15 protein-coding genes and 1 pseudogene are annotated in these 23,484 nt (G+C 65.2%); 10 read left to right on the top strand and 6 right to left on the bottom strand.

The features are described 5' to 3' along the window. Positions 1–309: 309 nt before the first annotated feature. The 3 genes from F2P44_RS05690 to F2P44_RS05680 all read right to left on the bottom strand — a co-directional run bounded on the left by F2P44_RS05690 (position 310) and on the right by F2P44_RS05680 (position 6,550). A complete protein-coding gene (locus F2P44_RS05690; RefSeq protein WP_167085753.1) occupies positions 310–4,566 on the bottom strand; it encodes a beta strand repeat-containing protein in 4,257 nt (1,418 codons plus the stop codon). Between the two features lie 220 nt (positions 4,567–4,786). After that, positions 4,787–5,008, bottom strand: a complete 222-nt coding sequence (locus tag F2P44_RS05685; RefSeq protein WP_167085752.1) for a hypothetical protein — start codon at positions 5,006–5,008, stop codon at positions 4,787–4,789. 183 nt (positions 5,009–5,191) lie between these two features. After that, positions 5,192–6,550 (bottom strand): FecR family protein, encoded by a 1,359-nt coding sequence (locus tag F2P44_RS05680; RefSeq protein WP_167085751.1) that lies wholly within the window; start codon positions 6,548–6,550, stop codon positions 5,192–5,194. Positions 6,551–6,853: 303 nt separating this feature from the next. Here F2P44_RS05680 and F2P44_RS05675 point away from each other — a divergent pair, with 303 nt between their 5' ends. The 4 genes from F2P44_RS05675 (at position 6,854) to F2P44_RS05660 (ending at position 11,210) form a co-directional block, all read left to right on the top strand. Beyond that, the gene (locus F2P44_RS05675; RefSeq protein ID WP_229423402.1) at positions 6,854–8,671 is read left to right on the top strand and encodes a CHASE2 domain-containing protein; all 1,818 of its coding nucleotides are present in this window, start codon (positions 6,854–6,856) and stop codon (positions 8,669–8,671) included. Continuing rightward, positions 8,668–10,008: a tetratricopeptide repeat protein gene (locus F2P44_RS05670; protein WP_167085749.1), complete on the top strand. Its 1,341-nt coding sequence runs from the start codon at positions 8,668–8,670 to the stop codon at positions 10,006–10,008. The genes F2P44_RS05675 and F2P44_RS05670 overlap by 4 nt, the downstream gene beginning before the upstream one ends. 94 nt (positions 10,009–10,102) lie before the next feature. Beyond that, positions 10,103–10,414 (top strand): VanZ family protein, encoded by a 312-nt coding sequence (locus F2P44_RS05665; protein WP_229423401.1) that lies wholly within the window; start codon positions 10,103–10,105, stop codon positions 10,412–10,414. A gap of 13 nt (positions 10,415–10,427) precedes the next feature. After that, positions 10,428–11,210: a Crp/Fnr family transcriptional regulator gene (locus F2P44_RS05660; protein ID WP_229423400.1), complete on the top strand. Its 783-nt coding sequence runs from the start codon at positions 10,428–10,430 to the stop codon at positions 11,208–11,210. A gap of 13 nt (positions 11,211–11,223) precedes the next feature. Here F2P44_RS05660 and cysC read toward each other — a convergent pair. After that, positions 11,224–11,808 (bottom strand): annotated as a pseudogene (cysC, locus tag F2P44_RS05655) (adenylyl-sulfate kinase); the annotation flags it as partial. A gap of 26 nt (positions 11,809–11,834) precedes the next feature. Continuing rightward, the gene (locus tag F2P44_RS05650) at positions 11,835–12,104 is read right to left on the bottom strand and encodes a hypothetical protein (RefSeq protein ID WP_167085746.1); all 270 of its coding nucleotides are present in this window, start codon (positions 12,102–12,104) and stop codon (positions 11,835–11,837) included. A gap of 238 nt (positions 12,105–12,342) precedes the next feature. Between F2P44_RS05650 and F2P44_RS36330 the strand changes: the two genes are divergently transcribed. Next, the gene (locus F2P44_RS36330) at positions 12,343–13,686 is read left to right on the top strand and encodes an ABC transporter ATP-binding protein (RefSeq protein WP_167085904.1); all 1,344 of its coding nucleotides are present in this window, start codon (positions 12,343–12,345) and stop codon (positions 13,684–13,686) included. 130 nt (positions 13,687–13,816) lie between these two features. Next, positions 13,817–14,731, top strand: a complete 915-nt coding sequence (locus F2P44_RS05640) for a hypothetical protein (protein ID WP_167085745.1) — start codon at positions 13,817–13,819, stop codon at positions 14,729–14,731. Here the strand turns inward: F2P44_RS05640 and F2P44_RS05635 are convergent. Next, positions 14,682–15,854 carry an acyltransferase family protein gene (locus tag F2P44_RS05635; protein WP_167085744.1) on the bottom strand — a complete coding sequence of 391 codons (1,173 nt, stop codon included), beginning with the start codon at positions 15,852–15,854 and terminating at the stop codon, positions 14,682–14,684. The genes F2P44_RS05640 and F2P44_RS05635 overlap by 50 nt on opposite strands. Positions 15,855–16,206: 352 nt before the next feature. Here F2P44_RS05635 and F2P44_RS05630 point away from each other — a divergent pair, with 352 nt between their 5' ends. Genes F2P44_RS05630 through F2P44_RS05615 form a run of 4 tightly spaced genes read left to right on the top strand, consistent with a single transcriptional unit; the run spans position 16,207 to position 23,484 of the window. Then, complete coding sequence (locus tag F2P44_RS05630; RefSeq protein WP_289310205.1) at positions 16,207–17,007, top strand: ABC transporter permease; 801 nt, start codon at positions 16,207–16,209, stop codon at positions 17,005–17,007. Further along, entirely contained in the window at positions 17,007–18,227 is a 1,221-nt protein-coding gene (locus F2P44_RS05625) for an ABC transporter ATP-binding protein (protein WP_167085743.1), read from the top strand. The genes F2P44_RS05630 and F2P44_RS05625 overlap by 1 nt, the downstream gene beginning before the upstream one ends. Then, entirely contained in the window at positions 18,224–19,726 is a 1,503-nt protein-coding gene (locus F2P44_RS05620; RefSeq protein ID WP_167085742.1) for a class I SAM-dependent methyltransferase, read from the top strand. The genes F2P44_RS05625 and F2P44_RS05620 overlap by 4 nt, the downstream gene beginning before the upstream one ends. Continuing rightward, complete coding sequence (locus F2P44_RS05615; protein ID WP_167085741.1) at positions 19,726–23,484, top strand: glycosyltransferase; 3,759 nt, start codon at positions 19,726–19,728, stop codon at positions 23,482–23,484. The genes F2P44_RS05620 and F2P44_RS05615 overlap by 1 nt, the downstream gene beginning before the upstream one ends.

The raw sequence follows: 23,484 nt of genomic DNA, 5'->3' as shown, positions 1-23,484 counted from the left end.
GACGGCGGCTGCTTCCCGAGCCCTTGGCATGCGCGCCGCGCTGGCCGCCAGGGCGGGAAGTGGGCAGCAGGCCGACAGGATGTCAAAAAAATCCGCTTGGAAATGTGATGTGGATCACAAGTTCAAAAGCTTAGCATAAGCAAGGTTTTAACACCAGAGAAGATTTATTGTGCGCAGTATGAAATCTGCAAGAACGCCCGGCACGAACGGCGGGCGGATAAAAAAAGCCAGGCGGTGAAGCCTGGCTTTTCGTGTGGCTTGGAAAGGCAGGCCCGGGGGCCTGCGATTCCTTGCTACTGGGACTAATTATTACATAACAACCAGCGAACCAGCACCGTAGGTGGTGTTGAAGTTGGCAACGCTCGTACCAACAGCGGTGTCATCTGCAGCAACCAGACCGGTCAGGTGGATGGTGGTGGTGGTGCCACCGTTGACTGCCAGCACATCGATGATGCCGTCGGTCAGGTTACCGTTGACGATCGACAGGGTGCTGCCGGTTACGAACTGGAACACGTCCAGATCGGCGTAGCCGGTCACGGTCGTCGTGTAGGTACCGGTAGCAACGCTGAACGTCACGTTACCAGCCGATGCGTCGATGGTGGTGACCGACGAGTTGATTGGGGTCGTAGCAGCACCCGAAACAACCAGCGAACCAGCGCCGAAGAACGTGTTGAAGTCAGCAACGCTAGCCATGACTGGGAGAACGACATCGCCAACTGGGTTTTGCACGACGATGGTCTGGGTGTTACCACCGTTGACTGCGGTCAGGGTCACTTCGTGGTCGCCTGCAACGCCGTCAGCAACGCTCACGGTGGTGCCAGCAACGAACACGAACTTGTCGCCAGCAGCGTAGTTGCTGACAGTCGAAGTGTACGAACCGTTGTTAGCGACCGAGATCGTGACGTTGTTGTTGTTACCAGCGTTGTAGCCGGTAGCGCCAGTCATGCTGTAAGCAACAGCGGTCGGTGGAACGATCGCTGCAGGTACGCCACCAGCTGCGCCTTCGAGCAGGTAGTAGTTAGCTGCGTCGGAGTTGACGAAGTTAGCCTGGGTCAGCGAGTTCCACAGCGAGGTTGCTGCAGGGATCGTTTGAGCCAGATCGATGGTGCCAGCCTTGGTGATGGTCGCGGTGTTAGCACCGATTGCATCGGCGATCTGGTACACGGTACCGATCGAGGTCACCGAATCAACAGCCACGTACACGTGGGTCTGGGCAGCGATGTTGTTAGCAGCGTACAGAGCCGTGATTGCGGTCTCGGTCAGTGCAACATTCACAGCGGTGCCGATGGTGATCGACTTGTCGGTCGTCAGGGCGTTGGTCAGCGTGGTGCCGCCCAGTGCCGTGAAGTCCAGGTGATCGATGCCAGCGCCGGTCCAGTCGAAGTTGACGATGGTGTCGTTGCCGAATGCAGGAGCGTAGACAACGGTTTCGTTGTTCGACACAGCGAATTCGGTGCTGGTTGGAGCAGCCAGATCAACAGCGATGACTTCTTTGTTGCCCAGGACGATAACGTCATTACCCGTGCCGCCGGTGATGATGTTGTCGCTGATCGACGCGCTTTCAGCGCCGGTCATTGCCACGAACGTTGCTGGCACGACTGGATCAAGCGCGGTAGCGAAGGCCGAGTTGTAATCGCCTTTGATGCCCAGTGCATTGATCGAGTTGACCATGGCAGCGTACACATTGGCGCCGGAAGCGTCAGCAACGATACCGTAGGCTTTGGCAGCAGCGGTGATGTCGGCAGCCGACAGGCCGGTGGATGGAGCAACGAAGCCGATGGTCAGGTCGTTCAGGGCATGAACGCCATCCGACAGAGCCGTGACGTGCAGCGCGTTCGATTCAGCATCGGTTGCGACCAGCAGCTTGCTCAGCACTGGATCCAGGTTGATCGCTTTTTTGATCGCCTGGTTGATGTCGCGGTCGGTTGCAGTGTAGGTGTTGCTGTTTGCCAGGGTGATCGTCGACACGATACCTTTGTACGTCACGTTAACTTTCGTGTTGTACAGGAAGTAGGTGTTGTTGAAATCCGAACGGGTGTCGCTGACGAAACGGTCGGCGTCGAGGTTCAGTGGGTTCTGGTCAACGGTGTTGAATACCCATGCTGCGTTGGTCGACGAAGCAACAGGCACAGCCGAACCGTACACCAGGACGTTCACAGGCTGACGGCCGGTGTTTTCGCTGTAGATGGTGTCGTCGCCAGCGCCGCCGGAGATACGGGAATCGCCATCGCCCAGTTTGCGGATGGTGTCGTTGCCGTCGCCGCCGCTGATGCTGATGTTGTTGTTCAGATCCTGGTTGTTAGCCCAGTTGGTGGTTGCGGTAACGCCGCCACCAGCAACATTAGGAGCGATGCGCAGGGTCAGTGCATCGTTACCAGCGCCGCCGACCATGCTGAACGTGAAGTCTTCCAGGCCGCTTTCGATACGTGCACGGCTGCCAGCAACGGCTGCGTCCAGATCGACGATCATGGTGTCGCTGCCAGCGCCGCCGGTGTAGGTGAAGGCGATGTTGTCAACAGCAGCGTCAGCTTGGGTGTCGACTTTGTTGACGTACTTGGCGATCGAACGGTCGGTCACGACAGCGGTGAAGCTCAGGTCGCCGCTCAGGGTCGAACCGTCGATCAGGCGCACGTCATGGAAACCATAGATGTCGCCGTGCTGGCTGCCGCCGCGCTGGGTAACGGTACCAGGCATTGGGAAGTCGCTACGGGTGCCGACTGGGGTGCCGCCGGTTGGCAGGCCACCGATGGTGCCGATAGCATCGATCAGCGGGGTCAGTGGGAACAGGGCATTCGGGTTAAAAGCCGAGTTGATCAGGTTCTGGTTGCCGATGACCGACAGGTTACCTTTGGTAACGCCGTTGACCAGGTTAACTTCTTCCAGCGCGTTGTTGGTCGAGTTGATCGTTTGCAGCTTGCTGGTGCGCTCAACGGTGATTTCGAAACGCTCAACACCTTTCGAGTTCGAGGTGTCGCCAACCGACAGACCGCCGATGACCAGATCGCCACCGTTCGAACCACGGCCCACGTCGTCCAGGATGATGGTGCTGGTGACTTTGAACGCCTGGGTTGCAGGGGTGTCGGTCAGGATCGCGGTGTGCAGACCGGAGTTTGCTGGCACTGCGGCTTCAGCCAACCAGCCCGATTGGTCGTCGATTGCGATAACGCCGGCGCCTGGGTTGGTGATATTGATTTCAGTACCGGTCTGTGGACGGCCCGACTGGGTATCGACAGCGGTAAAGGTGATGCCTTTGGTCACTTTGAAGTTCTGGATGCCAGGGGTGTTGGCAACAGCGCTCGAGATTGCGGTGAACAGTTGGTCGTAGGTTTGCGCCTGGTCGATCTCTTGCGAGCGAACAACGATAGCCTTGCCGTCCAATTTGAACGTGAAGCCGTTGTATGGATTGCTTTTCAGTGGGTCGAGCTGAGCATCGGCAGCGCGGGTGTCCATCAGTTGCAGACGCATCGTGGCGCCGCTCTGGGCAACCGGAGCTGCGCGCAGGGAGTGCTGATCGAAGTACAGGCCGAAATCGACGTTACCTGGATCGGTGCCAACCATGGCGATGGTGATGTCGCGGGTGATCTGCGAAGGCAGGATGCGGACATCTTCGATTTGCAGGTCGGCGCGGCTATCGCGGTCTTCCCAACGCAGAACGCCTACCATGTCCTGGGCATCGATTTGCGTCTTGCTGGTGCGCTCGGTGTTGTTGTCGGTGGTGTCACGCGAGATAGCTTGTGCGCGCAGAACAACGGTCTCAACGCTGGTCGTTTCGACCGTCATTGCGAAGTTGTTCGAATCGCCCAGGTCGGCACGCAGGGTGTCGTTGCCGCCGCCGCCGTTGACGCGGTCGCCAGCTTGCAGGGTGTTGTCGTTGTTGGTGAACGTGCCGATGAAGTTGTCGTTCTGAGCGGTACCAACCAGGGAGTCCTTGTTGATGGTCAGGTCGAGGTTCGAGCCAGGAATGGTGCCCAGAACCATGTTGGCGATCGTCGTGTTGACGGTCGTCTGGTACACGGCAGCGTCGGTGGTGGCGGTGACGTTAGCCAGCAGCTTGCGTGCTTCGGCAGCAGCGCCAGCGCCTTTGTACGAAGCGATTTCGTTGTCGGTATCGACAGCGCTGGTGAAGCCTTCGGCAACAGCAACTTTACGGGCGATGACAGCAGCGTCAGCGCCGCCGGTGATATCGGTCGCGCCGGTCAGGATGGCGTGTGCGGCAGCGGCTTTGGTGACGCGGCCGGCGTCGATTTCACCGGTCCAGTAGGTCAGGCCGGCTTGCAATGGAGCACGGTTGAACAGGTTCTGGAAGATCGCGGTAACGAACTGGGAAGTCGTCGCGCCAGCGTACAGGGCTTGCGATTCAGCGCTGGTGCCGAAGCTGTCGATCAGTTCTTTAACAGCAACGTTGCCGGCCTTGTATGCCAGATCCAGACCCGAAGTCGAGGTTGGCGCATCCGCAGCGGCGAGCGCAGCAGTCATGGCTGCCAGGCCTGCAGGATCGGCAGGACGACCGAAATAGGAAAGGTAAAGTTCTTGTGCTACTTTTGTGTACTCAGTTGCTGCGGCCATGATTGATCCTTTAAATGAATAGATATAACCAAATTTCTGCGGCCCGGGCAGGGTAGAAGTACCCCGCCAGACGCCTTTTTTGCAGAACAGGGAGTATATTGCCACATCGTGGGGCACAGGTTGTGACCGCCATCACAAAACCCCGCTTAATCGCACTTTTTTCCCGATTTTTTGGCTTTATATTTTGCTCTTGAACAAATTTTGCTGCTTTATTGAGCAGTTAACGCTGCGCTGCCGCATTTTTATGCATTTCATTGCCGGCCCGTTTGCGGCAGATAATATGCGCGGCGCGTCCGCTTAAATCGGCCTGTTTTAAGCCGGGCTTAATCAGCCGAATATCCATATGTGTTTTTAGCCGCCCGCAGGCGCCCCATGCCCCGCAGCCCTGCCCGCACAGCGCGGCCCCCTTGCATTCGGCGGCCTCGCCCCAAAGCGTATTCAATTACTACCCTTGTAATTTGGAAATGATTATCTCGAGTCCCACGTTTCCATAAGCCTTTGCTGCGACATAAACCCCAAAAGAAAAGGCCGCCTTATCGGCGGCCTTGGAACTGATAATCGCGCAGTTAATAAACGGGCGATCCTGATAATACGGGCGCGGCAACAGTCCCGCCCCGCAGGGCCGTCAACGCGCCCACACCGTGATGCCTTCGGCGGTCAGGTTCGGGTCGTTGCGCGACTTGAAGATGAAGGTCGCCGCCGTGCCCTTGTCGCCACTGAGGTAACCGCGGATCAGCGAATTCGAGACCGCCTGGTTGTACAAGTCGCCCTTGGGGAATACGTCACCCACGCCGGTCACTTTCATCTGTGTTTCCGGACTGTAGACCATCATGCTGGTGGTGAAGGTCTTCTTGCCGAAATCGACCTTGAGGCTGGCGTCGCCAATGGTGGCCCCGAGTGCGTCGCCGGTGGCGCGCTGCAGGGTCGCCTCGCCGCTCACCAGGGCGAACGATGCCGTGCCTTCGGTCGGCAGCACCAGCTTGTTGGCCAGCTGCCTGCGCACCGCATACGCACCGAGCACATAGCCCTGGTCATAATCGGGATTGCTCAAGCGTTCAATGACGGCCGGATCGGGCGGCGTATTGGCGATACGCTCCCAGCGCCCCCAGATGACTTCGGGACCTTTCGGCACTTCCGGCACCGGTACTGGCACCACCACGATCGGCTCGGGCAGCACGCCGCTGTTGCCATTGTTGCCGTTGTTGTTATTGCTATTGTTGTTATTGTTATTCGCATTGTTGGCCACCGCCGCCTTGGCGATCTGCTTGCTGCTGTCTTTCTGCGCCTCGAGGTTGACTGCGGTGCCCGGCGTGGCCGGCACGGTGGTGGCGGCGTGACCTGCCGGTTCGTCCGAACGCGGCGGGACGATCTTGTCCGGATTGCTGGCCGGGCTGTTGAGCAGTTTGGGAATATTTTGCCCGCGCTCTACCTGCAGCAGCATGCCAGGCTGGCCGGCGAACAGTTCGCGGCTGGCCGCGCCTTCGCACGGTCCCCCGCCTTCCGGGCGGCAGGCGCCGGCAAAGCCGCTCACCACCACCCCGCCCGAGACCACCGCAATGCGCGAGGTCTGCTGGTCGGTGGAGACGATGAAGTCGGTGCCGCGCACGCCGATGGCGGCCACCGGCGTATTGAAGCGGTAGTTCTGGCGCGACAATTTGACGCCCTGGCCGGAGATGCTGCGCGCCACGCCGCTGAGCAGCTCGAGCTTGACGCGCGTGTTGGCCGGATTGGCGACGTCGACCTTGTAGGCGATGATGCGCGCCTTGCTGTTCGGACGCAGGATCAGGAAGCCGCCGTCGACCGTCTTCATATAGACATAGCCCTGGGCGCCGGTGGTGAGCTGGTCGCCCTCCTGCACCGCGCTGTCGAGCACGGCGGCGCGGCTGGCCACCTGCACTTCGCCGGTCACGAACACGATGCGGCCCGCTTCGCCAGCGACGGCGTGCGGCAGCGCGGCGCACGATGCGGCGAACGCGACAGACATGAATCCAGCTCTGATAATTGATTGACTAAACATAAATTCTCCCTTACTAATTGAGATTATGCTCTCATCCCGGCATCGAAAACGTGTTGTACGTCACATTTTTGCATCCCGATACAATTCTGCGACGTTCCTGCGACAAGCCTGGCAGCGCTTGCTCTTCATAATGTATGCGCCGCGGAACATGCGGACACACTCCCGATGGCCTTGGCGCGCAACAGGCGCTATACTTGCAGGTCTTTTACCTCGGCAACGTTTCTGTTTAAGCATCAGATGGCGGGGACACTTTCCACAGTACGGGTCAACTTGCGCCTCCCTTCCGCCTCTTTTCTGCACCTGACCATCCCGCTCGCCGCCTTGCTGCTGGCCGCGTGGGCGCAGCTGCCGCGCGGCCCGTCCGCGCTGGACGCCGCCGACGAGTGGCTGCGCGACCGCTTCGTGGTGGCGCAGGCGGTCGACACCCTCGAGACGCGCATCCTGGTGGTCGACATCGATGAAACCAGCCTGGCCGCCCATCCCTGGCCATGGTCGCGCGAGCGCCTGGCCGAACTGGTCGAAACCTTGCTGGGCGACGGTGCGCGCGGGGTGGCGCTGGACATCATCCAGGGCGAGCCGGGCGACCCCGGCGGCGACGCCCGCCTGGCCGTGCTGGCGCAGCAAGGTCCGGTGGTGCTGGCCCAGGTCTTCGATTACGAACAGCGTCCCCAGCCCCTGCGCTTCGGCCAGCCCGCCGGCGGCAGCAAGGCCGGCACCGCCGCCGGCGCGGCTGCGGCCTACGGCTACATGGCCAACCACGCCGGCCTGGCCGCCGCCCCGCACGTGGGCAATATCGGCGTACTGCCGGACCCCGACGGCGTGCTGCGGCGCGTGCCCATGTACACCTGGTTCGAAGGGCGGCGCTACCCGACCCTGGCGCGCGCCCTGCTCGACTGCTGCGGCGAGCCGCCCAAGGTGGCCCAGACCGCGCGCGAAGATGGCTTCGTGCGCGTGCCGTTCACCCGCTCGCTCGACGCCTACCTGGTGGCCAAGGCTGGCGACGTGCTGGACGGACGCGTGGACCCGTCGCTGGTGGCCGGCCGCCTGGTACTGATCGGCTCGTCCTCGCTGAGCATCGGCGACCGGGTCGCCTCGCCCCTGGGGCGCAACAGCGCCGGCCTGCTGGTGCACGCCGCGATGCTGACCACCCTGCTCGACCGCGACAGCGGCCTGGCCCCGGCGCCTTGGCCCGGGCGCCTGCTGGCGGTGCTGTTCGCCGCCGCCGTGGCGGCCCTGGCCAGCCTGACCTTCGCGCGCCTGTCGGCTGCCTTCAATGTGCTGATGCTGGGCGCCGCCGCGCTGGCCTGGCTGGCCCTGGCCTACGGCCTGAGCGCCCACGACGCCCATTTTTCCGTCAGCGGCCCGCTGCTGGCGATCCTGTTCCTGCTGGCCGTGGGCGTGCCCTTCCACTGGCAGCTGGCGCAGTCCGGCTCGCGCCGCCTGCTCGATACCATGCGCCGCTACGTGGCCGGCGAAGTGGTCGACGAATTGCTGCGCAGCGGCCTGAAAGACCCGCTGGCCCCGCGCAGCCTGCAAGTGACCACCCTGATCGCCGACATGCAAGGCTACACCACCCAGGTCGAATCGCTGCCGGTCGAAGAAGCGGCGCGCCTGACCACCGATTTCCTCGACTGCCTGACCCGTCCGGTGCTGGAACAGCGCGGCACGCTCGACAAATACACGGGCGACGGCCTGGTGGCCTTCTGGGGCGCGCCGATTCCCAACGACGAGCACGCCGACCTGGCGCTCGACGCCGCCGCCCACATCCTGCGCGAAGTGACCATGCTGAGCCGGGCCCGGGTACGTGCCGGCGGCCAGCCGCTGCGCGTGCGCATCGGCATTGAAAGCGGTCCGGCCATGGTGGGCGACTATGGCACCGCCTTCCGCAGCATCTATACGGCAGTCGGCGACAGCGTCAACACCGCCTCGCGCCTGGAACAGGCGGCGCGCGACTTCCCTTACGACGTCATCATCGGCGAAGGCACCGTGGCCTACGCCAGGCGTCACCGTTTCATCAGCCTGGGGCAGCACACCCTGCGCGGCAAGGAGCACCCGATGCAGCTCTACACGCTGGAGGCGGCCGCATGAGGCGCGCTCCATGGACCCTGCTGCTGGCCGGCGCCACCCTGTGCGCCGCCGCCCACGCCCAGCAGGACGACGGACCAAGCGCGCCCGCTGAGAGTGTCGTCGCGGCCGCCGCCGTCCCGGACGCCGCCGAGGCTGCCGAAGCGGCCCCGGCGCCGCCCGATGCCCGCGCCGACGACATTGCCGCCCAGGAAGAAAAACTCTACCTCGACGCCCTGCGCGCCCTGTCCGAAGGGCGGCCCGACGAAGCCACCGGCAAGCTCGAACGCTTGCTGGAAAAAAATTCCCTGCACGCGGGCGCCTGGCTCGACCTGGCCATCAGCCATTGCTCGCTGGGCAACGAGTCGGAAGCCGAACGCATGTTCGAGCAGATCGAGACGCGTTTCGATCCACCGCCCGCGATCCGTGAATTGATCGCCCACTACCGCAAGTCCGGCTGCAAGGGAGCGCAGGTGGCACGGCGCGCCATGTCGTTCAAGCTCGGACGCGGCTACGACAGCAACGTCAACCAGGGTTCCAGCAACCGCTTCGTCACCGTCGGCAGCGGCAACCAGCTGTCCCAGGTGGAGCTCGGCCCCGATTCGCTGCCCAAGGGCGACCATTTCAACCTGCTCTCGGGCGACTTCAACCAGCCGCTCGGCAGCCGCGGCATGCTGCTCATTGCCCAGTTGCGCGCGCTGCGCCACAGCCAGGTCGACAGCCAGGACAGCACCTCGGGCTTGCTGGCGCTGGAAAAGCCATGGAATGCCGGCGCCTGGACTGGGCGCGCGACGGCCGCTTTCGGCCTGGTGCGCCTCGGCGGCGACCTGTACCAGCGCCAGGGCCAGCTGCTGCTGCGCGCCGTGCCGCCGGTGGCGCTGGGCGAAGCGACCAGCTGGGCGCTGACGGCCGGCTACAGCGGGGCCGAGTATCCGACCCGCCGCTATTACGATTCGCACACGCTCGACCTGGGCAGCACCGTGGCCTGGAGCGCCAAGCGCGCCACGGTGGTGCTGGCGGCCGGCGCGCTGGCCGACCAGGGCCGGGCCAGCCGTCCGGGCGGCGACCGCAGCGCCTGGTACGGCTCGGTCAACCTGTTCGGCGCGCTGAACGACAAGGCCATCGGCGAACTGGGCATCAGCCGCCAGTCGTGGCGTAGCGAGCGGGCCTATTCGCCGGGCCTGATCGATACCACCCGGCGCCAGAACACCACCCAGCTGCGCGCCAGCCTGCAAGTGCCGGTCGGCACCCACAGTGCCCTGCAACTGGAACTGCGGCGCACCTGGAACCGCGAGAACATTCCCCTGTTCCAGTACGACAGCCGTGCGGTCCAATTCAGCTGGCGCACCGACAACTGGTAAGATAACAGTCCAGCACGCTGCTGGCGGAACCGCGGGTGCAATCGCTGCCGGCGGTCCGACTGTTGATGTGGACTTTATGACTTGGGAATTGATCTTGTTTTTACTGGGCACGGTTGCTATCGTGGCAGGCTGCCTGGTACCGAACGAATGGCTGCCGCCTTTACCGAACGACAAACTGCTGCATTTTCTCGCCTTCGGCGTGCTCGCCCTCTTGCTGGCCCGCATGGTGCCCGGAGGCTGGATCCTGCAAGCGAGCTTGCTGGGCCTGTTGCTGGCCGGCCTGCTGATCGAAATCCTGCAAGAACTGGTGCCGGGGCGAAAATTTTGCTGGCGCGACATGGCGGCCAATGCCGCCGGCATCGCCACGGTGGCGCTGTGCGCCCCCCTGCTGCACGCCTATCAATGACGGAAGTATTTGCATGAGTACAGACAACAACAATATCGTGTCCGCGCCCAAGCACGGCGCGCCGGTCAGCGCGGCCGACGCCGGTTCTGTGATGCCGGTGCCCAAGGATTCGCAGAACAAGATCAGCTTTCAGATTCATCTGCGCAAGATTCCCCTGCTGGCCAACCTGAGCGAAGATGAAATGCGCCAAGTGATGACGGACTTGCGCATCCGTACCTATGCCAAGCGCGATGTGGTGCTGCAAAAAGGCGCCAGCGGCGACAGCCTGCTGTTCCTGCTGTCGGGCCAGCTGCAAGTGATCGACGTGACCGAAGACGGGCGCGCGATCGGCTTGCGCATGCTCGCGCCGGGCGACTTCTTCGGCGAAATTGCCGTGATTAACGGTTCGACCCGCTCGGCTTCGGTGGTGGCGCTCAGTCCGGTGATGGTCGCCCTGCTGCCGCGCAACACGGCGCTGCACCTGTTTTCGCACTCGCCATCGGTGGCCAATCACATGCTGCGCTTTCTGGCGGAAAAAGTGCAGCGCGATTCGCAGTTCCGCGCGCTGCTCAGCATTCACAACACGGCCAAGCGGATTTACACCTTCCTGGAACTGCTCAAGGAAAAGAAGGACGGCGATGTGGAAGTGGTGGAAAACCTGCCGACCCACCAGGATATCGCGAACATGATCAATACCAGCCGCGAAACGGTCACCCGTACCTTGCTGACCCTGGTGCAGCAGGGGATTATCGAAAAGGGCACGCACCGCCTGATCATTCTCGATCCGGCGGCCTTGCAGAAGCTGGCGCAGACCTGATGCGCGCCGGCGCCTAAGCCGGCGCGATCAAGCCGCTGCGCTCCAGATACGCCATCACCTGCGCGCTGCAGGTCTCGGCATCGTCGCGCAGGGTATCGAGCCGCACTTCCGGCTGCCGCGGCGCCTCGTAAGGCGAATCGAGTCCCGTAAAATTGGGCAACTGCCCGGCGCGCGCTTTGAGGTACAGGCCCTTCGGATCGCGCCGCTCGCACTCGTCCAGCGGCGCATCGACAAAAATCTCGATGAATTCGCCGGCCGGCATCAGGCTGCGCACCAGCTCGCGGTCCGAGCGGAACGGCGAAATGAAGGCACTCAACACGATCAAGCCGGCGTCCGTTATCAGGCGCGCCACTTCGCCGGCGCGGCGGATATTCTCGACCCGGTCGGCCGCGCCGAAGCCCAGGTCGCGGCACAGGCCGTGCCGCAGATTGTCGCCATCGAGCAGGTAGGTATGCGCGCCGCGCGCCGCCAGGCTGCGCTCGACCATGCCGGCCACCGTGCTCTTGCCCGCGCCGGACAGGCCCGTAAACCACAACAGACAGGGATTTTGCTGCTTGCTGGCGGCCCGGCGCGCGCGGTCGACCGGGTGCTGCTGCCAGGTCAGGTCCGGATGGACAGGCGCGCTCATGATGCCGCCGGCTGGTCGCACACGGTGCACACGTCGCCATCCCAGGCCAGGTAGCCATGGGCCTTGAGGTGCCACTTGAGCACGCCGGCTTCGACTTCGTCGCAGGACGTCACGGCGCTGGCGGTAAAGCGCACCTCGGCGGCGAACTGCTGGTCGAGTTCGAGCACGCCATCGACCCGGCCGCGCTCGGTCAGTACGCGCCACGGCAGGGGATTGTCGTTATCGTTACGCGTATTAAAGCGGATATACACCCAGGATCGTTCCATCGTTTTCCTAAAAGTCCCGCTGCCCTTGCCAGGCGCCGCTGCTTGTTTATTTGTTATTTTTTCTTGGCCGTTATCATAGCAGTTCATGCCGCGAGCGGCAATCCTGACGCCTGCCGTGCCGGCCCGCGCGACGCGGCCGCGCGCATGCCTGCTGTATAATCGCCCACCCCGGCGCGCCGGCCTTAACCAATGAATGTTCTATGACGATAGCAATTTCGCGCCCACGGAGCATGCGCTGATGGGCAGCATCCAGGTCAGCCAGCTCGGCAAAGCATACAAGCAATATCCAACCCGCTGGTCGCGCCTGCTCGAATGGGCGCTGCCCTTCCTCGGCCAGCGCCACCGCCTCAAGTGGGTATTGCGCGACATTAATTTCAGCATCGCCCAGGGCGAGGCGGTCGGCATCATCGGCGTCAACGGCGCCGGCAAAAGCACCCTGCTCAAGATGATCACCGGCACCGCCCAGCCGACTACCGGCGCGGTCCACCTGAGCGGCCGCGTGGCCGCCCTGCTGGAACTGGGCATGGGTTTCCATCCCGATTTCACCGGCCGCCAGAATGCCCTGATGGCCGGCCAGCTGATCGGCATGAGCGTCGAGGAAATCGAGCTGCTGATGCCCGAGATCGAAGCCTTCGCCGACATCGGCGACTACATCGACCAGCCGGTACGCGTCTATTCGAGCGGCATGCAGGTGCGCCTGGCGTTCGCCGTGGCCACCGCCGTGCGGCCCGGCATCCTGATCATCGATGAAGCGCTGGCCGTGGGCGACGTTTTCTTCCAGCAAAAGTGCTTCGAGCGCATCCGCGAGTATTGCCACGCCGGCAGCACCTTGCTGTTCGTCTCGCACGCCATGGGCGCCGTGTATTCGCTGTGCAACCGCGCCATCCTGATCAGCGAAGGCCAGGTCGCGCTCGACAGCAGCCCGCGCGAAGTGATCGACCTGTACAACGCCCACGTGCTCAACCAGCGCGACGGCAAGCCGCCCGCGCCGCCGCCGACCGCCTTGGTAGCCGCTGTGCCGGCCGCAAGCCCCGCTGAATCGCCAGCGAGCGCGCCTGCGCAGACGGCCGCGCCGGCGCCAGCTCCCCCGCCGCTGCCGGCGGCGGCCGCCGTCGGCTCGTTCGAGCGCGGCGGCGCCCTGATCCGCGCCATCGGCCTGTATGCCGACGAGCGTCCGGTGGCCACGGTCATCAGCGACCGCGTCGCCACGGTGCGGGTCGAGGTGCTGTTCAGCGCCGCGTTCGCCGACCCGCACATCGGCTTTCAGATCCGCAATGCGCGCGGCGAAGCCGTGTTCATGACCAATACCTACTGCATGCGCCGCCCGATCGGCGCGGTGGCCGCCGGCGAAGCCGTGGCCGCCGAATTTTCCTTCAAGGCGGCGCTCGCGCCCGGCGAATACACCATCACCGCCGGGGTGGCCGAAGGCGGCGCCGGCGATGGCGATTTCCGCCAGACCCTGGCGCGCGTGCAGGACGCCAGCGCCTTCAGCGTACTGCGCAATCTGGACGCCATCATCTGGAGCGGGGTGGTCAATCTGGACCCGGTTCTGGAGCTGCAGCGCATGGCCGATCCGGTGTGAAATCCTCGCGTGTTGTCGGCCGACTCCGCCTTCACGTTATAATCGCCGATTCGAATGCCGCCTAGCGGCATCAGGCGCCGTGCATGCAACATTGCGACAGGCGCATCCTGTCAACACGGTTCCTTGCCTCATGAATTTACTAATTACCACATCGCAATCGTTCTTATTGCTCAATACCACCAGCGGCCACGCGCATGTGCTCGACCGTGGTCACGGGCTGTACTACGGCATCGCCCATAACGACAAGCATCTGTTCGTCGCCGCCCGCAACCGGCTGGTATCGTCCGACGTGCCGCCGTCCGAAGAACGCGGCGACGTGCTCGTGTTCGACCGCTCGCTCGCGCTGTGCGAGCGCCTGCAAGCGCCCTTCCCCCTGCGCGACCTGCACGAGATCGCCTGGCACGACGGCAAGCTGTGGCTCACCAGTTCCTACGACAACATGATCGCCATCTGGGATGGCCAGTCGTGGGAACGCTGGTATCCGTTCGGCGCCCAGGATGGCGGCGACGTCAACCACTTCAATTCCTTCATGTTCGACCAGGGCCTAGTCTGGATCCTGGGGCACAACCGTGGCCCGAGCGAGCTGTTCGGCTTCTCGCTGGCAAGCCGCGAACTGGTGCAGACCGTGGCCATGGGCAATTGCGGCCACAATATCTGGCGCGAAAATGGCGAACTGTTTTCCTGTTCCTCGGCCGAAAGCCGCCTGCTGAGCGATTCCGGCTTCGTGCTCGATACCGGCGGTTTTCCGCGCGGCGTGGCGTTCGACGCCAGCACCCGCTGCGTCGGCATTTCCGCCCTTACCGAACGCAAGTCGCGCGACTTTACCTCCGGCAAGCTGATGGTGTTCGAGCGCGACTGGACGCTGCGGCACGAGATCGACATGGCCGGCGAAGGCCTGATCCTCGACCTGTGCCGCCTGCCGGCCGGCTTCGCGCTCGGCCACGGCGCCGCCGCGCCCTCGCTGTGGGCCAGCATCACGCGCGCCCACAAGCGCGTCACGCGCCCGGAACAGGTGTTCGCACTGATGGAAACCTGCCGCGCCTGATCCTGCCGACAGTGCCGCCCAAGCCCGGCCAAGCCCGGATCCACGCCTGCAGCGGCAGCTCGACGCGGTGGTAGCACACATGGGACAGCGCGAAGGTGGCCCCCAGGAAGCCGAGCAGCAGCCATGGCGAGCGCCACGGGATGGCGCACCCGAGCGCCCCGCACACCAGCGCAATGGCCAGCTGCAGCGGAAAATGCAGCAGGTAGCTGGCATAGGTCAGATTGCCCAGGCGTGAGAACAGCGTTTGCGCTCCCGCGTGGGCCGGGCGCACGTACTGCAGCATCAGGTACACCAGGGCCGGCACGATGCCGAACAGGGCGTGCTCGGGCTTGATGGCGGCCGCCGCCGTGGCCCCCGCCAGCCCCACCAGCGCCACGGCCAGCAGCGCGCCCAGGCCATGGCGCGCCACGGCGCTCCAGGCGGCGCTGCGCCGGTCGAGCAGCGCCAGCACCCCGCCCAGATAGAAAAACAGCAGGCATTCGATCAGCGGCAGATCGCTGGAATAGCGCGCCAGCGCCAGCACCGCCAGCGCGCCCACGGTGGCGCGCGCGCCCACGCCGGCCAGGCGGCTGAAGCCGAAGAAAAACAGGTAAGCGATCACTTCCAGCGACACGCTCCAGATCGGCGCATTGAAGGAAAAGCCCGTCAGCGGAAAGAACCAGTGGCTCGCCATGCCCAGCTGCAAGAAGAAGCTCGACAGGCTGTTATCGCGGTAGACGAAATACCAGGAGTGAGTGCTCGCATGCAGCACTTGCCCAGCCGCCACCAGCAGCAGGGAAATCAGGTGCAGCGGATACAGGCGCGAAAAGCGCAACAGGAAAAAGCGCCCGCCGTCGACCGTCTTGTCGGCCAGCGCCTGCCCGTATTTCCAGAAAAAGATGAATCCCGAAATGCACCAGAATACTTGCACTCCGTACAAGCCATAGCGGTAGAACAGGGAAAGCAGGCCGAACAGCGGCTGGACTTCGGTATGGAAATCGCGCGCCTGGTTGGCCACGAAGGAAAAATGCTGGTAATGCCACAGCAGCACCGCCAGCGCGCTGGCGAAGCGCAACAGGTCGATGCCGGCCAGCTTGCCGCTGGCGGCGCCGGGGTCGGCACGCTGGACGTGGGAATTTTGCATGTGGGGAAGTGACGTTTGTAAAATGCAATATTATAACTGCTCAGTTCGCCTACTGCCAGATCGTCCCGGCTGCCGCTGCGCATGCCTTTCCCATCGATTGGCGCAGGGCCGCATGGTATAATCCCGAGCCTTTTGACGCCACGGTAACAGCGGCGACAGGGATCCCGCGGCAGTCCGGCTGGCGCCCGCGCAAGCCGTGGCGGCCGCGGGCAGCTGAACCGGTAGCCCTTCCGCGACCCTACATTTCCCATATGAAAATCGACACGATCCAACCCCTGACCCTGCTGTTAGCCGCCAGTGCGCGAGCCACGCCCACCCGCACCTGCGCGCCGTTCGTCCGCGCCGCGCGCGCATGATCTCGCTGTCGATGTTCAGCGGCGTGTGGCGCTACCGCGGCTTCGTGCTCGGCAGCGTCAAGCGCGAATTCCAGTCCAAGTACCGCAATTCCCTGTTCGGCGCCGTCTGGACCGTCCTCAATCCGCTGGCGATGGTGATCGTCTACACCGTCATCTTTTCGGAAGTGATGGGCAGCCGCCTGCAAGGGGTCGATTCGACCTTCGCCTACAGCATCTACCTGTGCGCGGGCGCGCTGACCTGGGGCCTGTTCGCCGAAATCACCACGCGCGGCCAGACCGTGTTCCTGGAAAACGCCAACCTGATCAAGAAGCTGCAATTCCCCCGCATCTGCCTGCCGATCATCGTGGTGCTCAATGCCGGCATCAACTTCGCCATCATCTTCGGCCTGTTCACCGCCTTCATGGTCATCTCGGGCACCTTCCCCGGCTGGATTTACTTCGCGCTGTATCCGGTGCTGCTGCTGCAGATCCTGTTCTCGATCGGGCTGGGCATGGTGCTCGGCGTGCTCAACGTCTTCTTCCGCGACGTCGGCCAGTTCTTCACCATCCTGCTGCAATTCTGGTTCTGGTTCACGCCCATCGTCTACCCGGTCAGCGCGCTGCCGCCGGCGGTGCGCGAGCTGCTCGTGTTTAACCCGATGGCCGGCGTGATCGGCGCCTACCAGACCATCCTGGTCAAGGGCCAGATGCCCGACTGGGCCAGCCTGCTGCCGATCGCGGTGCTCACCGTGCTGTGCTGCGTCATGGGTTTACTGCTGTTCCGCAAGCGCGCCGGTGAAATGGTGGATGAACTCTGATGGGCAGTATCGTTGTCAGCAACCTGGGCAAGGCCTACAAGCAGTATGACAACCGCTGGGGGCGCCTGTGGGAATGGGTGCTGCCCTTCCTTGGCGCGCGCCACCGCCTCAAGTGGGTGATCCAGGATGTCAGCTTCCAGCTCGCACCCGGCGAAGCGGTCGGCATCATCGGCATCAACGGCGCCGGCAAGAGCACCCTGCTCAAGCTGATCACCGGCACCGCCCAGCCGACCACCGGCAGCGTGCGCATCACCGGCCGCGTGGCCGCGCTGCTGGAACTGGGCATGGGCTTCCATCCCGACTTCAGCGGGCGCCAGAACGCCTTCATGGCCGGCCAGCTGATTGGCCTGACGGTCGATGAAATCGGCGAGCTGATGCCGCAGATCGAAGCGTTCGCCGACATCGGCGACTACATCGACCAGCCGGTGCGGGTCTACTCGTCCGGCATGCAGATGCGCCTGGCCTTCAGCGTGGCCACCGTCAAGCGCCCCGACGTGCTGATCGTCGACGAAGCGCTGTCGGTGGGCGACGCCTACTTCCAGCACAAGAGCTTCGAGCGCATCCGCCAGTTCCAGAAACTGGGCACCACCTTGCTCATCGTCAGCCACGACCGCGCCGCGATCCAGTCGATCTGCGAACGCGCGCTGCTGCTCGACGGCGGGCGCCTGGCCTCCCAGGGCAGCCCGGAACAGGTCATGGATTACTACAACGCGCTGATCGCCTCGCGCGACGGCGCCGGCGTCGAGCAGGTGGTCACCGAGGCCGGGCGCACCCGCACCAGTTCCGGCAGCGGCGAAGCGACGGTGACCGCGATCACCCTCGAAGACGAGGCCGGGCGCGCGCTCGAAACGGTCAACGTGGGCGCCGCCGTCACCTTGCGCATCCGCGTGCGCGTGCATGCGCCGCTTGAGCGCCTGGTACTCGGCTACATGATCAAGGACCGCCTCGGCCAGCAGATGTACGGCACCAATACCCACCACATGGACATGGCGCTGCACGACGTGGCCGCCGGCGAAGAAATCGACTTCCGCTTCCGCTTTCCGCTCAACCTGGGCGAAGGCAGCTACTCGCTCACCACCGCGCTGACCAGCACCGAAACCCATTTGGGCGACAACTACGAATGGCGCGACCTGGCCTTCCTCTTCATTGTCATGAACATGAACCGCAAACAATTCGTCGGCACCAGCTGGCTCGAACCGCAAGTGGAGATCCTGCGATGAGCGACAATTTTTACCGCGCCTTTGAAGACCGCTACCGCGGCGCGCGGCCCCTGATCAAAGCGCGCCTGATGGCCTACCAGCCCTTCTTCGCGCCCCTGGCCGCGCTGTATCCGGGCGGCGCGGTGCTCGACCTGGGCTGCGGACGCGGCGAATGGCTCGAACTGCTGACCGAGCATGGCTTCGCGCCGCGCGGCGTCGACCTCGACCAAGGCATGCTGGCGGCCTGCCGCGAACGCGGCCTGCACGCCGAACTGACCGACGCCCTGTCGGCCCTGCGCGCCTGTGGCGACGCCAGCGTGGCCATGGTGTCGGCCTTCCACCTGGTCGAGCACATTCCGTTCGACCAGGTCCAGCTCTTGATCGCCGAAGCGCTGCGCGTGCTGCTGCCGGGCGGCTTGCTGATCATGGAAACGCCGAACCCCGAAAACCTGGTAGTGGGCGCCTCCAGCTTCTACATGGATCCCTCGCACCTCAAGCCAATCCCGGCGCCGCTGCTCGAATTCGTGACCGGCTTTGCCGGCTTCCCGCGCCACAAGGTGCTGCGCCTGCAAGAAGCGGCGCAGCTGCACACCGACGCGCCGATTGGCCTGATCAACGTGCTCGATGGCGTCAGCCCCGATTACGCGGTGCTCGGCCAGAAGGATGCCGCGCCCGAGGCGCTGGCCGCGTTTGCCGCGCCTTTCGCCGCCAAGTTCGGCATCGGCCTGTCCGACCTGGCGCTGCGCTTCGAAGAGCAGGATAACCAGCGCCGCACCGAACTGCACGCCGGCATCGCGCGCGCCGAACACACGATACAGCGCGTCGAGCACGCGCTGCAGGACGGCCTGGTCTCGCTCGGCGAAGCGCACCAGGGCGTGGCGCGGGTGGCGGCCGGCGTCGAGCAGCACCGCCTGCGGCTGGAGATGGCCGAACCGATCCTGCAGCGGGTCGGCCCGAATGCCGACCGCCTGGCCGAACTGCAAGGCCAGATGGTGCAGCAGGTCCAGCTGGCGCTGCAAGCCCAGACCCAGTTCCAGGCCCAGATCGGGCACATCCAGGGCCAGCTCCAGGGCCAGCTCGACGCCCTCGGACATCGCATCGGCGTGGCCGAAGCGCGCGCCCAGCAAGCCGACGCCCACGTGGCGGCCCTGCTGGCGAGCAGCTCCTGGCGCGTGACGGCGCCGCTGCGCGCACTGGCCGGCACCACTTACCGCCTGCGCAGCGCGGCGCGCGAGGGACGCATTGCGAGCGGCGTGAAACGGCGCCTGAGCGGGCCGCTGCTGAGCTTCATGCGCGCCATGCTGCGCCGCCCACGCATCAAGCGCATGGCGCTGACGGTGCTGCGGCGCTTCCCCGGCCTGCACGCGCGCCTGTACGGCGTCCTGCGGCGCGGCAATGCTCCGCCGCCGCCGCCGGCCGCCGCCGCGCCCACCCCGAGCGCCAGCGCGGCCGACCTGTCGCCGCGCGAGCAGCGCATGTACCACGAACTCAAACAAGCCATGGAAGCAAGGAACAAGTGATGCGGATTGTGATCGACCTGCAGGGCGCCCAGTCGGAGAGCCGTTTTCGCGGCATCGGCCGTTATTCCCTGGCCCTGGCGCTGGGCGTGGCGCGCAACGCCGGCGAGCATGAAGTCTGGCTGGTCCTGAACGGCGCGCTGGGCGGCGCCATCGCCGAACTGCGGCGCGCCTTCGCCGGCCTGGTGCCGGCCGAACGCATCCGGGTGTTCGACATCGTCGGCCCGGTCGCCGAAATCGAGGAAGGCAACAGCGAGCGCTGCCGCGCCGCTGAATTGATGCGCGAGTATTTCATCGCCCAGCTGCGCCCGGACGCGGTGCTGGTCACCAGCCTGTTCGAGGGCTTCGTCGACGATGCCGTGGTCTCGGTCGGCGCCTTCGACGGCGCCGCGCGCACGGCGGTGGTGCTGTACGACCTGATCCCCTTCCTCAATCCGGCCGCCTACCTCGGCAGCCAGACCCAGCGCACCTACTACGACCGCAAGATCGCTTCGCTGCGCAGCGCCGGCCTGCTGCTGTCGATCTCGGACTACTCGCGCCAGGAAGCGATCGACGCGCTTGGCCTGGCGCCCGAGTCGGTGACCGCCATCTCCACCGCGGTCGACCAGTCCTTCCGTCCGTCCGACAGCACGCCGCAACAACTGGCCGAACTGCGCGCGCGCTTCGGCATCACGCGCCAGATGCTGATGTACGCGCCGGGCGGCTTCGACGCGCGCAAGAACATCGATGGCCTGATCACCGCCTACTGCCTGCTGCCGCCGGCGCTGCGCGACGCCCACCAGCTGCTCATCGCCAGCAAGATGGGCGAGCGCGAACGCGCCGAGCTGGTGGCCCACGCGGCCAAGCGCGGCCTCGAAAAGGACCAGCTGATCCTGACCGGCTACGTCAGCGACGCCGACCTGATTCGCCTGTACCAGGCTGCCGCCCTGTTCATCTTCCCCTCGCGCCACGAAGGCTTCGGCCTGCCGGCGCTCGAAGCGATGGCTTGCGGCGCGCTGGTCATCGGCGCCAACAACACCAGCATCCCGGAAGTGGTGGGCTGCGCGGAAGCGCTGTTCGACGCCGACCGGCCGCAATCGATCGCCGAAAAAATCACCCAGGTGCTGCAAGACCCGGCCATGCAGGAACGCCTGCGCGTGCACGGGCGCGCCCAGGCCGCGCGCTTTTCGTGGGACGCGAGCGCCACCAAGGCCCTGCGCGCGCTGGAAGCGCGTTTCGGCAACGTGCCCGCGCCGGTGGCGGCCCTGCCGGCCAGACGTCCGCGCCTGGCGTTCGTCTCGCCGCTGCCGCCCGAGCGCACCGGCATCGCCGACTACGCGGCCCAGGTGCTGCGGGCCATGATGGAACACTACGACATCGAATTGATCGTCCAGCAGGACAAGGTGCTGCTGCCGCCGTCCCTGGCCGCCCTGCCCCGCCGCAGCGCCGCCTGGTTCGACCAGAACGCCGGCCAGTTCGACCGCATCCTGTACCAGTTCGGCAACAGCCCCTTCCACAGCCATATGTTCGGGCTGCTGGCGCGCCATCCGGGCGTGGTGGTGCTGCACGACTTTTTCATCAGCAGCGTGCTGGCCTACGAACAGATGGCCGGCGCGATTCCCAACGGCTGGACCGATGCCCTCTACGAAGGCCATGGCATGGCCGCGCTGCTGGCCGGGCTGGACCCGGCGCGCGCGCTCGACGCCCGCAACCTGTATCCGTGCAACCTGGCCGTGCTGCGCCAGGCGCGCCGCGTGGTGGTCCATTCGCAGCATGCGCGCGCGCTGGCGCGCCAGTGGTACGGAGCGCTGGCGGCGGGCGACTGGAGCGTGGTGCCGCTGCCGCGCGCCCTGCCGCAGGCCGAGGACCGCGCTGCCGCCCGGCGCGCGCTAGGCATCGCCGACGATGTCTTTTTGGTGTGCAGCTTCGGCTTCGTGGCGCATACCAAGCATAGCCAGGAATTGCTCGACGCCTGGCTCAGCTCCACCCTGCACGCCAATCCACGCTGCGAACTGGTGCTGGTCGGCGCCAACGATGGCGGCGACTATGGCGTGGCGATCAACGCCACCCTGGCCAGCGCCGGCGGCAAGCGCATGCGCATCGCCGGCTGGACCGACGAAGCGGTGTACCACCAATATCTGCAAGCGGCCGACGTCGGCGTGCAGCTGCGCTGCCAGTCGCGCGGCGAAACCTCGGCCGCGGTGCTCGACTGCCTGAACTACGGGCTGGCGACCATCGTCAACGCCAACGGTTCGATGGCCGAACTGGCGCCGGATGCGGTGTGGGGCTTGCCCGACCAGTTCAGCATGGCGCAGCTGCGCGAAGCGCTGGAAGGCTTGCATGCCGATCCGGCCCGCCGCGGCGCGCTGGGCGAGCGCGCGCGCACCCTGCTGCATACCCTGCACAGCCCCGCCCACAGCGCGCGCCTGTATGCCGAAGCGCTGGAACAGACCTACGCGCCGGCAGCCGGCGCACGCGGCGCCCTGCTGGCGGCGCTGGCCGCGCAGCCTGCGCTGCATGCCGACGACGCGCTGGTGCGCCGCAGCGCCCAGTGCCTGGCCGTCATGCCGGAAGCGCTGGCGCCGCGCCAGCTGCTGGTCGACGTCACCTCGATCGCGCGCCACGACCTCAAGACCGGGATCGAACGGGTGGTGCGCATGCAGCTCATCGAATTGCTGGCGCGGGTCGAACCGGGCCTGCGCATCGAACCGGTGTACCTGGCCGACCAGGATGGGCGCTGCGTATACCGCTACGCGCGCGACTATGCGCGGCGCCTGTTCGGCATCGATTGCCCGCTGCCGCCCGACCAGCCGGTCGAAGTGCAGGCGGGCGACCGCTTCTACAGCGCCGACTACGCGCCGGGCGCCATCATGGCCGCCGCGCGCAAGGGCGTGTACGCGCACTGGCGCGCGCGCGGGGTCGAAGTCAATTTCCTGATCCACGACCTGCTGCCGGTGCTGCGTCCCGAATTCTTCCCCGAAGGCGCGCAGCATGGCCACGCCGCCTGGCTGGCCTGCATCGCCGGCCAGGCCGACCGCCTGGTGTGCATTTCGGACGCCGTGCGCAATGAACTGCAAGCCTGGCTGGAGCACACCCGGCCCGAGATCCACGGCCAGGTGAAGCTGGCGGTGCTGCACCACGGCGCCGATATCGGCGGCCCGCAAGCCGTCCCCGCCGCGCGCGTGGCGGCGGCCAGGGGCACCAGCGCCACCTTCCTGATGGTCGGCACCATCGAGCCGCGCAAGGGCCACCTGCAAGCACTCGACGCCTTCGAGCAGCTGTGGCGCGAGGGCGTGGACGTGAAACTGGTGATCGTCGGCGCCGAGGGCTGGACCCCGCTGCCCGATGGCGCGCGGCGCACCATCCCGCGCATCGTCGAACGCCTGCGCGGCCATCCGCAACTGGGGCAGCGCCTGGAATGGCTCAAGGGGATCGGCGACGCCGAACTGCTCGACCTGTACCAGACCAGCTCCTGCCTGCTGGTACCGAGTGAAGGGGAAGGCTTCGGCCTGCCGCTGATCGAGGCGGCGCGCTACGGCCTGCCGGTGCTGGCGCGCGATATTCCGGTGTTCCGCGAAGTGGCGCGCGAGCACGCGGCGTACTTCAGCGGGATGGAAGGGGCCGACCTGGCGGCGGCGCTGCGCGAGTGGCTGGAACAGCACGGCGCGGGCACGGCACCGGCATCCGCCGGCATGCCGTGGATTACCTGGCGCGAAAACGCCACCCAGCTGCTCGACGTGCTGGCCGGACGGCGCGAGGAAGCGCGCTGGCCGGCCGCCTGA

The sequence above is a fragment of the Massilia frigida genome (assembly GCF_011682175.1).
Classification (GTDB): Bacteria; Pseudomonadota; Gammaproteobacteria; order Burkholderiales; family Burkholderiaceae_D; genus Telluria_A; species Telluria_A frigida.
This window is presented reverse-complemented; position numbering and strand designations above follow the sequence as displayed.

What these genes read in the sequence shown, in the direction of transcription:
- F2P44_RS05690 (WP_167085753.1), bottom strand. Translation starts at nt 4,566, where the DNA reads ATGGCCGCAGCAACTGAGTACACAAAAGTAGCACAAGAACTTTACCTT.
- F2P44_RS05680 (WP_167085751.1), bottom strand. Translation starts at nt 6,550, where the DNA reads ATGTCTGTCGCGTTCGCCGCATCGTGCGCCGCGCTGCCGCACGCCGTC.
- F2P44_RS05670 (WP_167085749.1), top strand. Translation starts at nt 8,668, where the DNA reads ATGAGGCGCGCTCCATGGACCCTGCTGCTGGCCGGCGCCACCCTGTGC.
- F2P44_RS05660 (WP_229423400.1), top strand. Translation starts at nt 10,428, where the DNA reads ATGAGTACAGACAACAACAATATCGTGTCCGCGCCCAAGCACGGCGCG.
- F2P44_RS05650 (WP_167085746.1), bottom strand. Translation starts at nt 12,104, where the DNA reads ATGGAACGATCCTGGGTGTATATCCGCTTTAATACGCGTAACGATAAC.
- F2P44_RS36330 (WP_167085904.1), top strand. Translation starts at nt 12,343, where the DNA reads ATGGGCAGCATCCAGGTCAGCCAGCTCGGCAAAGCATACAAGCAATAT.
- F2P44_RS05640 (WP_167085745.1), top strand. Translation starts at nt 13,817, where the DNA reads ATGAATTTACTAATTACCACATCGCAATCGTTCTTATTGCTCAATACC.
- F2P44_RS05635 (WP_167085744.1), bottom strand. Translation starts at nt 15,854, where the DNA reads ATGCAAAATTCCCACGTCCAGCGTGCCGACCCCGGCGCCGCCAGCGGC.
- F2P44_RS05630 (WP_289310205.1), top strand. Translation starts at nt 16,207, where the DNA reads ATGATCTCGCTGTCGATGTTCAGCGGCGTGTGGCGCTACCGCGGCTTC.
- F2P44_RS05625 (WP_167085743.1), top strand. Translation starts at nt 17,007, where the DNA reads ATGGGCAGTATCGTTGTCAGCAACCTGGGCAAGGCCTACAAGCAGTAT.
- F2P44_RS05620 (WP_167085742.1), top strand. Translation starts at nt 18,224, where the DNA reads ATGAGCGACAATTTTTACCGCGCCTTTGAAGACCGCTACCGCGGCGCG.
- F2P44_RS05615 (WP_167085741.1), top strand. Translation starts at nt 19,726, where the DNA reads ATGCGGATTGTGATCGACCTGCAGGGCGCCCAGTCGGAGAGCCGTTTT.